This window comes from Psychromonas arctica, assembly GCF_038155225.1.
GTDB lineage: Bacteria > Pseudomonadota > Gammaproteobacteria > Enterobacterales > Psychromonadaceae > Psychromonas > Psychromonas arctica_B.
On sequence record NZ_JBAKBA010000017.1, the window covers coordinates 56,304 to 69,871 of the forward strand.

The following is a 13,568-nucleotide window of genomic DNA, read 5'->3' on the forward strand; positions in this document are numbered from 1 at the left end:
TTGAATAAGCTAAGTCATTATCTATATAAGCTTTTATAGACTCATAAAAGCTTATAACCCTTCAAATTTAACCAGTATGTATCAGACACCAATATAAGTGAACACGCTGAGTCTTTAAACTAGCTCAGTCAGCATCTCATCACTGTATTCAAGCAGTGTACCACCGCTTGTTACTTTACTAATGTAGTCCGGGTTAGCAATAATAGGACGTCCAATCGCAATTAAATCAAATTTATCTGCTTCAATTGCTACTTTTGCACTGTCATAGCTATAACTACCAACACCCACTAGTGTCCCCGTGTAATTAGCACGTAAATATTCAGATGTCGTTTTACCTTCTAATGTATCGAATTGCATACTGTCATCAAAAATACCACCATGAACATAGGCAAGTTTTCTATCTGCTAATTGTGGTAATAGGAAGTCAAATACTGCTTTATCTCGAGCGTCTTCGGTCATGTTAAAATAAGCACCCGGTGATAATCTTATTGACGTACGATCATTACCCACCGCTGCAGTAACTGCATCAACAATCTCTAATGCAAAACGAGCCATGTTTTCAGGTGTTTGCCCGTATTGGTCAGTACGCTCATTCGCTGCATTATGTAAGAACTGATCAATTAAGTAGCCATTTGCACCGTGAATTTCTACGCCGTCAAACCCTGCTTCGATTGCGTTTTCTGCCGCTTTTGCAAAATCAGCGATTAATGATTTAATATCATCCAATGTTGCTGGTTTAGGCGTAATATAAGTTAATTCACGCATACGCGGCACTGAACCTTCAACACCAATAGCCGATGGTGCTAGTACGTCCCCATCAAAAAAATGAGGATGTGCAACACGCCCTACATGCCAAAGTTGTGCAAATATTTTCCCCTTTTTTGCATGAACAGCTTCAGTTACTTTTTTCCAACCTTGTATTTGTTTTTGTGTAAATAACCCAGGTGTATTCGGATAACCTTGGCCATCAGGTCTAATAATGGTTGCTTCAGAAATGATTAATCCTGTATCAGCACGGCGTGCATAATAGTCTACAGATGCCTGTGTCGGTACTAAATCTTCATCGCTCATACAACGAGTTAAAGGCGCCATTAATATACGATTATTAAGGGTAATTGTGTCATTCAATTTGAATGGAGAAAGTAATGCGTTAGTCATTTTATAAATCCTTGATTGGTAGAAAATCAACTTGCTTTATCGTACTTCAATCGGCTTGTATTTATGCAACTGAGAATATATAACTGAGGACTAATTTTTTTAATTCAAGGCTTGTTGGACCGATCGTTCAAATAAAAATAATTTAACTGAATTTTGTAGCTAGATTAACCCCAAAAGAATGAACGAAAGATATTGATAGGAAGGTTGTTCAAGTCATAGTATAAGACAGACAAACCACTCCCATTGAACACTTAGTGACGCGTCTATATGAAAAAATATATTTTTTAAATCAATTAAATAAAAGTTATTTTAAAAATGATAGATATCAATAATAAAATACCCATCTACTTTGAGCAAATGGGCATGATATATTTTTTGAAACAGTGTTGGTTGTACGTTTATTAATTAAGAACCTACAACATCAAATGATAACGACTTGTAACGAATCACAGCTGTGCCTGCATCTTGAATATAGGCCCCTGATTTAAAGTAGAAGCCATCTTCTGGCCAGTCACTATCAATTTCATGATCACCATCGCTATTAGTATGCTCTTTATCTGTATCATCGCAATTAGCAGCAGCATATTCACCACTTTTTTGGCACATTAACGTGCCATTTAATCCATCCATTTTCATTTCTATTACACTATCTTTTACTTGTACATAGAAAGAACGATGTTGATTTGTGCTCACAGTAGGATTTCCACTACTGTCTAACCATCGATAAGTATCATATTCCGCATCACATGTATCTTTATCACAAGCCGATAACCTGACTTTAGCTTCATAGAATTTAGTACCCTCTTCTACTATTTGAGCAATACGCATTAACGGTGCACCGATATTTTCACTATCTGAATTATGAACTTGCAATACGGTTACTTCGTCTAAACCATTCGTTGTTGAATTTACTTTTATAATACCTTCCATAGTATTCGTATCTGAGCGATTAAAATCAGTTAAATGACGAAATTCAGTACGTGAAGATTTTGCTCCTTCATGGGTAATTTGCATATAATTTTCACCACTAGGCACTCTAAAATCATCTGTTACGTAACCATCAAAAGAAAGGTCAGGATCGCTCGAACTAGCATCAGCAAGCTTTTTAGATCCATCTGGCGATGTTAATTTAACTTGGTCAAGAGCAGATTGAAATATGGCTGTACCTGAGCTGTTTTTATAATTATAAGGTGCTGTATCTGCAGCAAGTACACTGCCACTGAATACTGATAATGCTAGAACAATTGATTTATTGAGAGTAGTTAATTGCATTGAGTTATTCCCTTAATTTTAGAATTACTATTAATTGGTTGTAAAGTAAGTAAAAAAGGAAGTTATAAATATTTGAGCTATTCGTTTGCCTTGTGCACAAACCAATGTCTTCTATTTAAAACGAACCTATTATTCAACTTTTAGACAAAGTAGTTGTTCAAAAACGGTTATTCAGAAATCACATTAAAATATCAATAAAAACAAAAAGTAATGGTTATTCTTTCCTGCTTTATGGCATCTGATAATGAAAACCTGGAATGAAAATAGCACCTACAAAGAAGTAGAAAAGAGAACGAGTTTAAATATGAAGGGTTACAGACAATATAGATAAATATCATCAGTATTATGTGATTAAAGTATTTTTATCAATTGTTTGCTATTGACTTTACTTTGATAATGATTATCAAAATCAAATAAAAAAGATTAAAATGACAAATTAACAGCTAAATAAAGGCCTCTGAATGATCAAAATTGAGTAATTAATGTGATAAGCATTAACATTTAGCATATAGGAAATGATGAGGAACTAATTTATACTGATCGATGAATTATTTAAGATTACGATGAATTTGAGAGGTAATAATGGACATTAATGGTAGTGTAAATATACATGCTCAAGCAGTAACTGCATTGAGAAATGATCCGAACACCTCTAATGCCCATCATCAAGCGGCAAGAATACAAAAAGAAACACAAAGTATAGATAAAGTAACAGCTGAACAACCTACCCCAAAAACGACATCTGTAAGTGAAGATGTGGTGAGTACTCGGTTATCTGAATTTCGATCATTTTCAGCTGATAAACCTATAGCAGCAAACGAAACTATTGGCAGTTTAATAGGCATGTCTGTGTAACAGCGTGTTCTAGGTATCAAGCACATCTCAGGCTATTTTTTATTAGGTGGGCTATATTATGTGAGCTATATAATGTGACTTAAGTTGTAGGGACAGTGACAGTCGTCCTTCGTTTACATTTCTTACTGCTAAGTAAAAGTGATTAACCTAACAATAAGATATTGGGAACTTAACAATAGAACATCTATGAGAGCAGCTTATTTGAAACTACTTTAATCAATATTATAAATCTACTACATTAATTACCCTAGATGATTTAAACACCTCAAAAAATAGAACACTGCGTTTTAGACGTCAGTGCTTCAAGCACTTTCATTCCTTTATAAGAGTTACCATTAGCATTTAATTTAGGGCTCCAAACCGCAATACAAAACTTACCCGGATGGATAGCAACGATACCACCGCCAACACCACTTTTACCAGGCAGTCCGACTTTGAAGGCAAAATCACCAGCTTCATCATAAAATCCGCACATCAACATAACAGAGTTAATACGTTTGGCTCTTGTTGGGCTAATAACGCTTTGATTTGTAATCGGATTAACACCACCCGACGCAAGAAACATAAAAGACTGAGTTAATTGTTTACAGGTCATTTCAATTGAACAAAGGTAAAAATATAAATCTAAAACAATATCGATATCATTATGAATATTGCCAAAATCTTTCATTAAATTAACCAACGCATAATTTCTATAACCACATTTTTTCTCTGACTCTGCTACTTGATATGAGTAATTGACGCTATCAATACCCGATGTTTCACGAATAAATGTTAATAAATCTTGCTTAGGCTTATCTAAACAACTTACTAAAATGTCGCAAATAACAATAGCCCCCGCATTAATGAAAGGATTTCTTGGAATACCTTTTTCGTACTCTAATTGTACTAACGAGTTAAAGGCAGAGCCTGATGGTTCAACACCTACACGCTTCCATATCTCTCCGCCCATAATTTTCAAAGCGAGTGTCAATGACAATACTTTAGCCACACTTTGAATTGAAAAAGATTCCTCTGAGTCACCAAATGCATAATGTTGGTTATCAATGGTCGTTAAATGAATACCCAACTTTTTGGGATTTACTTTTCCTAATTCAGGTATATAAGTTGCTATAGTGCCAATATCATCAGTTTCTTTAAAATCAGATGTTATTTCAAAAAATATTTTTTGGTAATCTATGGTATTTATCATTTATTCAATAATCCAAAGTAGTGGTAGTTAATGTTGTTTATATATGATGATTAAGTAATCTGTAGGGAATTTTTAATACTACATAGCAAATTATTTAATAAGATAAACAATATACTTAGTAAATTTTTTATAAACAGATTAATTACCACAAAAACAATTATTTTTATTAGCTTATACTGTTCATATATCGTTTATTTTATGTATTTAAAATAACGAGTAAAACTTTTCAATTATAGTATTAATATTTGATTAGAGTTAGCTTTGACATATGCAAATTAAGCTACTTTGAACAACCTATTACTTATTGATTTAGAAAACAAAACTGCTGAATTTATTTACCGTTTTTATATCTTAAAGTATCATAGGCATTTAATTAATTCATTTCACGTAAAAGGTACTCCATGAACGTTTTAAATCAGCAAGGTGAAGTGATCGAGTTAGATACAGGGTTTCGTTTTTCGGATGCTTTTTTTTCTTTATTAGAGTTTGTAAAAATCCCCTGTCCTGATGATGATTTGCGTTGTACAAGTGAACTGCAATGTGATCTTTTTTATCGTGACACCATGAATTATGCATTTATAGACTCTCACAATCAGCATCTTGCCGATGGACGTATCGATTTAGCAGCTAAAAACTTAAATGCAATTAATAACTTATCATTAGATCATCTCACTGGATTAAAGAAAAAAGAGTTCTTAGAGCGAAAACTATTAAGCTTAGAAAATGAAATATACCTTGGTCTACTTACCGATTTTTCGATGATAATGTGTGATTTAGATAAATTTAAAACAATTAATGATGAATTTGGACATTCTGTAGGTGATGATACTTTAGCTCTTTTTGGCTTACTTTTAAGTGAAACATTACGACCGTCTGATTTTGGTTATCGATATGGAGGAGAAGAGTTTCTAATTTTACTTCCTAACACCAATTTAGAAAATGCAATATTAGTGGCTGAAAGGTTACGAATGGTTATTGATGAGCGTTTACAAATAGGAAATTATGGTCTTAATCAAGTAACAGCCTACGATCTTTCAAAATCGCAAATGTTACCTGACGAAGCAAATATTAATGATGCGTTTTTTTTCGCTCGGGATGTCACTTGCAGTTTTGGTGTCGCTAATTATTTAGAAAATGACCAATCAGCAGAAGCATTATTTGATGCTGCTGATGCAAATTTATATATTGCAAAGCAAAATGGCCGAAACAAGGTTTCAGCATAAAAATACATTATCAAAATGCTTACACATTTTTATAACAGTCTCTTTGACTCTTTCCTCTTACACTCCTAATGCATTTTTTACATAATAAACAATGTAATTAACGTCTGCTTTTCCAATAACGTTCAAATATGTTAAATAAACCTGCTTATTAATATCTCATTGAACACATTAATTTTGTTAAATACTTTATTTTTTAATAAGAATATTAACTTAAAATTCAATGCTCTGTGTTTTGGTTATTATGTTAGCGTGAACTGCATCGATTTAATTAACTCAAGCTTGTATAAATAAGTTAAAATAGAAAACTATTATTTTCAGCTTTGAGCCTTTTATATTAATGACCTCTGATACAACGAATTTTACAACAGATACAAGTACAGCCAACTTCATTGACCTTGGCCTTATTTCACCTTTACTCGCACGATTAACTGAACTTGAATATCACCAAGCCACCCCTATTCAAACCAAAGCTATTCCAAATATATTAGCGGGACGTGACTTGATAGCAGGTGCTAATACGGGGTCTGGTAAAACCGCAGCGTTTGCATTACCTCTTTTGCAAAAACTGTCTTTACATTCAGATACGAGTAAAAAAACGAATAGTAATACCGGCGAAGGTAATTATGTATCAGGGCTAATTTTGGTACCCACTCGTGAACTTGCTAAACAAGTTGCTGATAGTATTAAATCTTATGCAGTACATTTTAATGGTGTAATTAAAACGGTTGCTGTATTCGGGGGTGTTTCAGCTAATACTCAAATGCTCGCCTTACGTGGCGGCACAGGTATATTAGTGGCGACACCAGGTCGATTATTAGATTTAATTTCAAGTAATGCAATCAAACTTGATAAAGTAAAAACCTTAGTCTTAGATGAAGCCGATCGTATGTTAAGTCTAGGCTTTACTGACGAATTAACTTCGATACTTGCTTTATTACCGGCACAAAAACAAACTTTATTGTTTTCAGCAACCTTCCCTGAACAAGTAAAGTTATTAACCGAAGCATTACTAAATGATCCAATTGAAATTCAATTACAAAGTGCTGACTCAAGTACTTTAGTACAACGAGTATTTACAGTAAATAAAGGCCAGAAAACGGCTCTATTAGCACATTTGATTAAGTTACATAACTGGCAACAAGCTTTAATATTTGTAAATGCAAAAAACAGCTGTAATCATTTAGCAGATAAACTAGCTAAACGTGGTATTACTGCTGAAGTTTTTCACGGTGACAAAGGGCAAGGAGCTCGTACTCGAGTTCTTGATGCTTTTAAAGCTGGCGAAATTCAAGTATTAATTGCTACCGATATTGCAGCTCGTGGTTTAGACATAGATAAACTACCTGTTGTAATCAACTTTGATTTACCAAGAAGTCCATCGGACTATATGCATCGTATAGGTCGAAGCGGCCGTGCTGGTGAAATCGGTTTAGCGTTATCTATTATTGACCATGAAGATTATCATCACTTCAACGTAATTGAAAAAAAGAACAAATTACGCCTTGAAAGAGAACAAATCGCAGGCTTTGAAACGATTGAGTTTGTTAAAGATGTATTTGCTTCAGGTGACAAACCGATGGCTAAACCTGAAGGCACGGGTAAGAAAAAGAATAAAAAACAACCGCAAATTAATGCAGATATTTGGTTAGGAAATAGTTAAATTCTACTAAATTGTAGCGAGATACAAGGATAGGTTTTTATGAAGTTTCTATCCTTGTCTTATCGACTCTATTGAACAATTAGAATTATTCAAAAAAACGAAATCAACAAGAATAATACAAATTCTTTAACTGCTTACTCGAAGTGGTTTTATAATACTTTTTCTTTTATTAATTTATATGAAATAACATATAAATGACTAATACTTGGATAGATTTCTTTGATGACATTTTTTAGTGCTGATAGCGTCATATTCTCTTGTTTTGCATGAATATCTGATAAATCAGAAAATAAAATAGCTTCAACTGATTCTATTTTTAATACGCAAAACCATCGATTTTGTTCATAAGTTGAAACTTGCACAATACTTCCTGGTAGGAAATCCTTCTCGGTATCATCTCTAATAGTTAAGGTTTTCTTACCAGATAAAATATCAGCTTCAAAACGTTCAAAAAAAGTTATTGCAGTAAGACTCAAAATTAATACCTCATATTTTAATATCATCAATAATTCACTTATGACTTGTATCATCACACTATTTAACCCTTTGAAGTTATACCAATTACATAAATAGGTGTTCTAAACTTCTAAGAGAATTGAAGGGTAAAGTATGCACTGTATTAACAGTACATACTCACTACAGTCTTCAACTATTTTTATTCATAGCCTTTTTATGAAGTACGGTAATAGGCTAATATTCGTCCTAAATTCTCAGTGCCATTTGATAAGTTGTTAGTACCTAATGAAGACTGATGTGCAAAGTCACGAATAGAGTTCGATTGATCTCGAATTCCACTGAGCTCGGAAGAAATATTATTAGCAACGGAACTTTGTTCTTCTGACGAGGTGGCAATATGAAATGTCATTTCGATAACCGCTTGCGAAGACTCTGCGATAGCGTTGATATCAGTACCTATCTCTTTGATCAAGGCAGTACTGGTTTGTGCTTGTTCGACTGTATTATTAGTAATATTTGATATGTTATTCGTTTCAGACTGTAGGTCACTGATCATCGACTGAATCTCAACTGTCGCATCTTGTGTACGACTTGCTAGTGTTCTAACCTCATCAGCAACGACAGCAAAACCTCGGCCCATTTCGCCCGCTCGAGCGGCTTCTATAGCAGCATTAAGTGCTAACAAGTTAGTTTGGTCAGAAATTGAATTGATCGTTGTAATCACTTCATCTATTTTTGTCGCATTTGCTTTTAATGTAGCCACTGAATAAGATGTTTCTTCAATGTAATTCGATAATTGTTGTATCTCACTAATAACAAGTCGAACTCGGTTATCGCTCTGTTTGATGTGGTCAGAATTTTGTTCAACGTGTTTTGAAGCACCTTGTGAAATAGTAGTCACTTCTAGTGAAGAAGCAGTCATTTCTTCCATCGCTGTTGCTACTGAATCTAATGAAGTATATTGATGATTAATTTGTTGTTCACTTTGTTTGCTATGTTGTGCAATTTCAGACGAAGTATTATGCAACATTGATGTATTTTCTTTTACCGTATCAACGAGCTCAGATAACGTATCCATTGCCTTATCAAGTGAAGCACCGATAGTACCGAATTCATCACGCCCTTCTATGAAGCCTAAACGAGAAGTTAAATCGCCTTTTATAATCTTTAACGTCGTATCCCATAGCACCCATAATGCACCACTGAGGAATGTTGCAGTCCAATAAAGAATGAGTCCTAATGGTAAAACCCACAGAAATGATAAAGCTAATGAATATAAGGCTTGTTGCTTCATTTCTTGTTCTAAAGAAGAAACAGATTGCGTGAGTGATGCAAATTGTTGAGATGTGATTTTAGTGACTGCAGTCACTTGATCGCTTTGACGATAGGATTCTTGAGAAATTGATGTTATTTGAACGCCCAGTGACGTTAATTTTTCGAGTTGCTTAGTTGCTTCTAATGCCTGTACCATTCCCGTTAACCGTTGTTCAACAGCTACCATAGATTGTGTTTCTATTTGCGTTAATGTGTCCTGATAACTCTTAATAGATACACTACTTAATACGATAAGAAATAAGCCAAAAATAACCCAAAACTTATCGTTAAGAGACATTTTAATAAATAATTTATCCACATTTCTAAACTGAACTTCTTTCATAATATTTCCATATATTGATGTAATATTGTCGCTTCAGCGAGCAAAAAGTAATTATCCAAATTAAATTAAAGTTGTTTTTAAATGACAATTTGGAACTTAACGTGCTGATTAAGCAAGAAAAACGGTATATTTCTATCTCGCTAATGCACTCAGTCTAATGATCAATCTACCTCTAAAGTGTGACTTTAATCACTATGGTTAAATTAATAATTATTTCATCCTGCTTACTTACAAAATATGTTGTTATTCACTTTGTCTTGCCCATTTGAAGTTTATAACTAGCTAATTTTATTATTTTTTATTAACACAAAAACGTTACTTCAATGGAGGGAGTTGTTTTGTTAGCAATTATTACTTTTGACTAAAGGTGACTTTCACTACTAAGTGAATTAATAAAATATTGAATTAGTAAGTAAGTGGATTTAGAGAAGGTAGTATCAATATCATCAATGAGTATCGTACTTGATGAAGGTAACAATTTTTCTTAATATGATATTTAACCAGAATAAATACTTTAAAAGGTATATATATGAAGATATTTATTGATATAAAGCCTCTCGTTTAGACACAAGACAGATTGAATCACCTTGAGGAGTAAGATAAATATTTACCGCACCAGATTCATTTTCAAGTAATAATGTTTTATCGTTCATCGTACCTTTGTACTTAAATCCTTGAAAGGTATCTTCACGAGCGACCAAACAGGCTTTAGGTAGAGCATATGTTTCTACATAAAATACATCACATTTACCTGATATAGTCTGTGCTGCAGCGATTGTGACATGGGAATCGCCGTCACTATAGCCTTTTGATGTCAAACTTGAGTACATACGTTGATCTGCTTTATCTGTGTTCCAATAGGCATGAGTTGTATGTTTTTTATTGCCAATTATAAAATCTGAAGCGATTTTAAGTTGTGGAATACAAGTATTGAAATTATTTTCTTTTGCAATATTAACAATTGACGTCTCTTGACCTGCCAACACGTTGATAGAGACCAACAGCGCAAGATAAACACACAAATTTTTCATTATTACTCTCAGTATAAAACCAAATAAATAGACTCGTTTTATTGAGCTAATAGTTAATTTTTCAATATTTAATGTTTAGTAGATCGTTTAGGAGACGAGTAAGGGGATTAAAATTCGATATTCAAAACCTAACTGTAAGATTACGTTAAATATATTTCCACATCAACAACATAAAATAAAAATAAATATTAAACCATAAAAAAACAAAAACAAGATATTGGTAACGTCAGTTAATTTAATTATTAAGAAAGTAGTTAATGTATCAATGATGAAGTTTTTAATGCCTTCTATATATGCTTTTTACTATAAATAAACAAAGGTTAAAATTTATAAATACATTTCTTGAGCGTTTTTATTATATTGCTTACAATGATGCACTTTTATTTACTACAGGCATAAATATGAACGACACTAAATCAAAACCAGCTCTACCTGATCGCTTTTCTGGCAATCCACGTAGCCCTCACCATATCGCTGAAATTTTTGAATATGAGGTTGGTATTCGTTTTAATGGAAAAGAACGTTTTGATGTTGAAGAATATTGTATTAGTGAAGGTTGGGTAAAAGTCGCTGCACATAAAGCACTAGACCGTCGTGGAAATCCACTACTAGTGATGAAAAAAGGGACTGTAGAAGCTTTTTATCGTTAGAAATTATTGTTTTAATGATAAAAAAAGGTGCTGTATTACAGCACCTTTTTAGTTTGAATTCTTGTTAACAATAAAATCATAAAGAAAAGTTAATGTTTATTGTGGTGGTCCGCCATCCGTACCGGGTCCTAAATCAACATCGCTATCTGCATCGGTATCACAAGAAGCAAATGAATTATCAGGGAGCTCACCTTTAAATCTAGGCCCCATTTGATAAGGGAAAGAAGCAGTTAATGTGCCATCCTCATCTTCTGTTAAGGTAATATGATAATGGTAGCCTTTCCCATCGCCAGTATCATGTCCATTATGCTCATCAAGTACTGCGCCAGTGACTTCTTCTTTTGCGTAATAATAATCTTCGTAATAATAACCATCATCGGCAGCAATAGTATTATCTGATAATGTTGTAACATCTTCACCAATATCAGGACCATCTGAATCAGCATCAACCACGCCAGCGTCAACATCGTATTCATCAACGAGTACACATGTACGCTGCCCTTCTGTATCACAACCACCTTCAGATTCTGAAGCGCCATAATTACGCATTTTCCAACCACTGATTGCTAATTGACCATCACTCTCATAAGGACCATATAATGCATACCCATCAGCAGCAAAACCATAAATAGGTGAATGATCGTTTCCCGTATCATCTAATAATGTTGCTAAACAGTTAGTATAAAAGTGATGATGGTATGTCCCATTTGCTGCGTGTCCTTCACAAATATCAACATCATATTGTTCAGCAACGGGGGCTAAATTGTACCATTGGCTCTCACCATAGCTCATGCCATCACCCCAATTAAAGATCGCAACACCATTAACCATCAGTCCAACGGTGTTTAGCCCTGTTTCACAAACCTCATCATCATCTAGTATATCAGTTGGTGTTACTGGTAAATAAGCTTCAACACTTTGTTCAAGTGGACAACCAGGGCCAGGAGGCCAATAACCAGCTCCGCCTGTATCGTCACAATACTCTGAACTGCTGTTATATCCAATATCTTGACCAAATAGGACAATATCACCAGCAGCTGTCGTTGTGTAACCATCCTCGAAATCAGTAGCAGCTTTGGGGCGATCATCTAATGTTTCAATCATATCAGAAGTAATCGTCACATCGTATTTAGGGATACCTTTCGCTAAAACATAAGTATATTCTACATCATCAACGGTTACTGTTTCCGTTGATTGAACGTCTTCAATCACCCCAACGCCATCATCATCGATAATATACGTAGAGGTAGTAGTATTATTAATAATCCAAGTAGTATCTTCATCGCTGTCATCTAACACAGTGATACTGACACTATCTGTTACCGCAGCATTTTCACCATCGTCCACGCTTACCTGAAAAATTAACTCACTTGCTTCATCTACATCAGGTGCGGTAAAAGTAGGATTATAGCTACTTGTCTCTGACAAAGAGACTGTAGTGCCAGATGTTTGAGACCAAGTTATTGTCACTTCATCATCATCTGTAACCGTTAAATTTAGTATTACTGTCTCAGTTTCAGAGACTGTTTGATCTTCACCCGCATCTACAACAGGTGATGAATTATCAGCTGTTGTAGTACTTTCTTCGACGCTCGTATCATCAGTATCCGTTGTATCAGACGAAGAATCACCACAGCTTGATAAACCAAGTATTAAAAATATATTTAATATTATTTTTAAACTCTCCTTATTTTTCATTTTTTAAACCTCTAATAATAATAATATTTAACTAATTTATAACAACAATGTGCAAATAATGTGCAGTGAATGTGTAACTATTAAAAATTAAATAAAAGGGTTTAAGAATTAATGACAATTAATTTGTTTATATGATTTAACTTATTGCAAAAATGAAGAAAAAACCTAGCTGGACTCTTTTTAATATTTCAAACAGAAAAATCATTTAACAGGGAAGCTTTCAAACTTGTAGGTAATAAAAGGTGTTTTAGCTATATCAACATATAAAGTGGATAACACTTTTTTATCGTGTGCAACCCAATACATGTGACCATGGTTATTTAAGGTAACTGAAACAGTATTAATGCCATTTTTGAATATCGATTTATTTATATGAAGATGTTTACCATAAATTCGTTGAATTTTAATACCATTAACATAAAGGTGAGCATGCCCTTCAACAAACCCAGATTTTTTATTGATACTGGCTTTCATTAATTCCATCATCGATAAAACACTCTCCGGTGGCGGTATAAGGGTATAGCGTTGTAATTCTAATGTTAGGTTATAACCAGACATTGCATCTTTTACGAGATGTAAACTCAAAGCTGGCGTCGCGATATTATCAGGCACGTTAATAGGCAAGTGAGAGTGGTCCATGACTTCTTCTTGTGCCATTACATTAAACGTATTAAAAAATAAAAAACTAAAAAGGTAAATAATCTTCATAAGGAAAT

At 33.8% G+C, this 13,568-nt stretch carries 12 protein-coding genes; 4 read left to right on the forward strand and 8 right to left on the reverse strand.

Annotated elements, in window-relative coordinates; genetic code table 11:
• Nucleotides 1–114: 114 nt before the first annotated feature.
• Both V6255_RS08960 and V6255_RS08965 read right to left on the reverse strand, forming a co-directional pair.
• Entirely contained in the window at nucleotides 115–1,158 is a 1,044-nt protein-coding gene (locus V6255_RS08960; RefSeq protein WP_341627837.1) for an alkene reductase, read from the reverse strand.
• A 405-nt stretch (nucleotides 1,159–1,563) separates the two neighbouring features.
• Nucleotides 1,564–2,430 (reverse strand): polysaccharide lyase family 7 protein, encoded by an 867-nt coding sequence (locus V6255_RS08965; RefSeq protein ID WP_341627838.1) that lies wholly within the window; start codon nucleotides 2,428–2,430, stop codon nucleotides 1,564–1,566.
• A 582-nt stretch (nucleotides 2,431–3,012) separates the two neighbouring features.
• On the opposite strand from V6255_RS08965, the gene V6255_RS08970 reads away from it, so the two are divergent.
• Nucleotides 3,013–3,285 (forward strand): hypothetical protein, encoded by a 273-nt coding sequence (locus V6255_RS08970; RefSeq protein ID WP_341627839.1) that lies wholly within the window; start codon nucleotides 3,013–3,015, stop codon nucleotides 3,283–3,285.
• A gap of 265 nt (nucleotides 3,286–3,550) precedes the next feature.
• On the opposite strand, the gene V6255_RS08975 is transcribed toward V6255_RS08970, so the two are convergent.
• Complete coding sequence (locus V6255_RS08975; protein ID WP_341627840.1) at nucleotides 3,551–4,477, reverse strand: glutaminase; 927 nt, start codon at nucleotides 4,475–4,477, stop codon at nucleotides 3,551–3,553.
• A gap of 401 nt (nucleotides 4,478–4,878) precedes the next feature.
• Between V6255_RS08975 and V6255_RS08980 the strand changes: the two genes are divergently transcribed.
• The gene (locus V6255_RS08980) at nucleotides 4,879–5,700 is read left to right on the forward strand and encodes a GGDEF domain-containing protein (protein WP_341627841.1); all 822 of its coding nucleotides are present in this window, start codon (nucleotides 4,879–4,881) and stop codon (nucleotides 5,698–5,700) included.
• Nucleotides 5,701–6,037: 337 nt separating this feature from the next.
• Nucleotides 6,038–7,360: a DEAD/DEAH box helicase gene (locus V6255_RS08985; protein WP_341627842.1), complete on the forward strand. Its 1,323-nt coding sequence runs from the start codon at nucleotides 6,038–6,040 to the stop codon at nucleotides 7,358–7,360.
• Between the two features lie 149 nt (nucleotides 7,361–7,509).
• On the opposite strand, the gene yqfB is transcribed toward V6255_RS08985, so the two are convergent.
• From yqfB to V6255_RS09000, 3 genes are all read right to left on the reverse strand, one after another.
• A complete protein-coding gene (gene yqfB, locus V6255_RS08990) occupies nucleotides 7,510–7,836 on the reverse strand; it encodes a N(4)-acetylcytidine aminohydrolase (protein WP_341627843.1) in 327 nt (108 codons plus the stop codon).
• A gap of 194 nt (nucleotides 7,837–8,030) precedes the next feature.
• On the reverse strand, nucleotides 8,031–9,473 hold the full coding sequence (locus V6255_RS08995) for a methyl-accepting chemotaxis protein (protein ID WP_341627844.1): 1,443 nt from the start codon (nucleotides 9,471–9,473) through the stop codon (nucleotides 8,031–8,033).
• Nucleotides 9,474–10,012: 539 nt separating this feature from the next.
• The gene (locus tag V6255_RS09000) at nucleotides 10,013–10,504 is read right to left on the reverse strand and encodes a hypothetical protein (RefSeq protein ID WP_341627845.1); all 492 of its coding nucleotides are present in this window, start codon (nucleotides 10,502–10,504) and stop codon (nucleotides 10,013–10,015) included.
• Nucleotides 10,505–10,905: 401 nt separating this feature from the next.
• Between V6255_RS09000 and V6255_RS09005 the strand changes: the two genes are divergently transcribed.
• The gene (locus tag V6255_RS09005) at nucleotides 10,906–11,154 is read left to right on the forward strand and encodes a DUF3297 family protein (RefSeq protein ID WP_341627846.1); all 249 of its coding nucleotides are present in this window, start codon (nucleotides 10,906–10,908) and stop codon (nucleotides 11,152–11,154) included.
• 96 nt (nucleotides 11,155–11,250) lie between these two features.
• Here the strand turns inward: V6255_RS09005 and V6255_RS09010 are convergent, their stop codons facing one another.
• Nucleotides 11,251–12,852, reverse strand: coding sequence for a YHYH protein (locus tag V6255_RS09010; protein WP_341627847.1), 1,602 nt, complete (start codon nucleotides 12,850–12,852; stop codon nucleotides 11,251–11,253).
• Between the two features lie 201 nt (nucleotides 12,853–13,053).
• Nucleotides 13,054–13,560, reverse strand: coding sequence for a hypothetical protein (locus V6255_RS09015; RefSeq protein ID WP_341627848.1), 507 nt, complete (start codon nucleotides 13,558–13,560; stop codon nucleotides 13,054–13,056).
• Nucleotides 13,561–13,568 lie beyond the last annotated feature (8 nt).

What these genes read in the sequence shown, in the direction of transcription:
- V6255_RS08960 (WP_341627837.1), bottom strand. Translation starts at nt 1,158, where the DNA reads ATGACTAACGCATTACTTTCTCCATTCAAATTGAATGACACAATTACC.
- V6255_RS08965 (WP_341627838.1), bottom strand. Translation starts at nt 2,430, where the DNA reads ATGCAATTAACTACTCTCAATAAATCAATTGTTCTAGCATTATCAGTA.
- V6255_RS08970 (WP_341627839.1), top strand. Translation starts at nt 3,013, where the DNA reads ATGGACATTAATGGTAGTGTAAATATACATGCTCAAGCAGTAACTGCA.
- V6255_RS08975 (WP_341627840.1), bottom strand. Translation starts at nt 4,477, where the DNA reads ATGATAAATACCATAGATTACCAAAAAATATTTTTTGAAATAACATCT.
- V6255_RS08980 (WP_341627841.1), top strand. Translation starts at nt 4,879, where the DNA reads ATGAACGTTTTAAATCAGCAAGGTGAAGTGATCGAGTTAGATACAGGG.
- V6255_RS08985 (WP_341627842.1), top strand. Translation starts at nt 6,038, where the DNA reads ATGACCTCTGATACAACGAATTTTACAACAGATACAAGTACAGCCAAC.
- V6255_RS08995 (WP_341627844.1), bottom strand. Translation starts at nt 9,473, where the DNA reads ATGAAAGAAGTTCAGTTTAGAAATGTGGATAAATTATTTATTAAAATG.
- V6255_RS09000 (WP_341627845.1), bottom strand. Translation starts at nt 10,504, where the DNA reads ATGAAAAATTTGTGTGTTTATCTTGCGCTGTTGGTCTCTATCAACGTG.
- V6255_RS09005 (WP_341627846.1), top strand. Translation starts at nt 10,906, where the DNA reads ATGAACGACACTAAATCAAAACCAGCTCTACCTGATCGCTTTTCTGGC.
- V6255_RS09010 (WP_341627847.1), bottom strand. Translation starts at nt 12,852, where the DNA reads ATGAAAAATAAGGAGAGTTTAAAAATAATATTAAATATATTTTTAATA.
- V6255_RS09015 (WP_341627848.1), bottom strand. Translation starts at nt 13,560, where the DNA reads ATGAAGATTATTTACCTTTTTAGTTTTTTATTTTTTAATACGTTTAAT.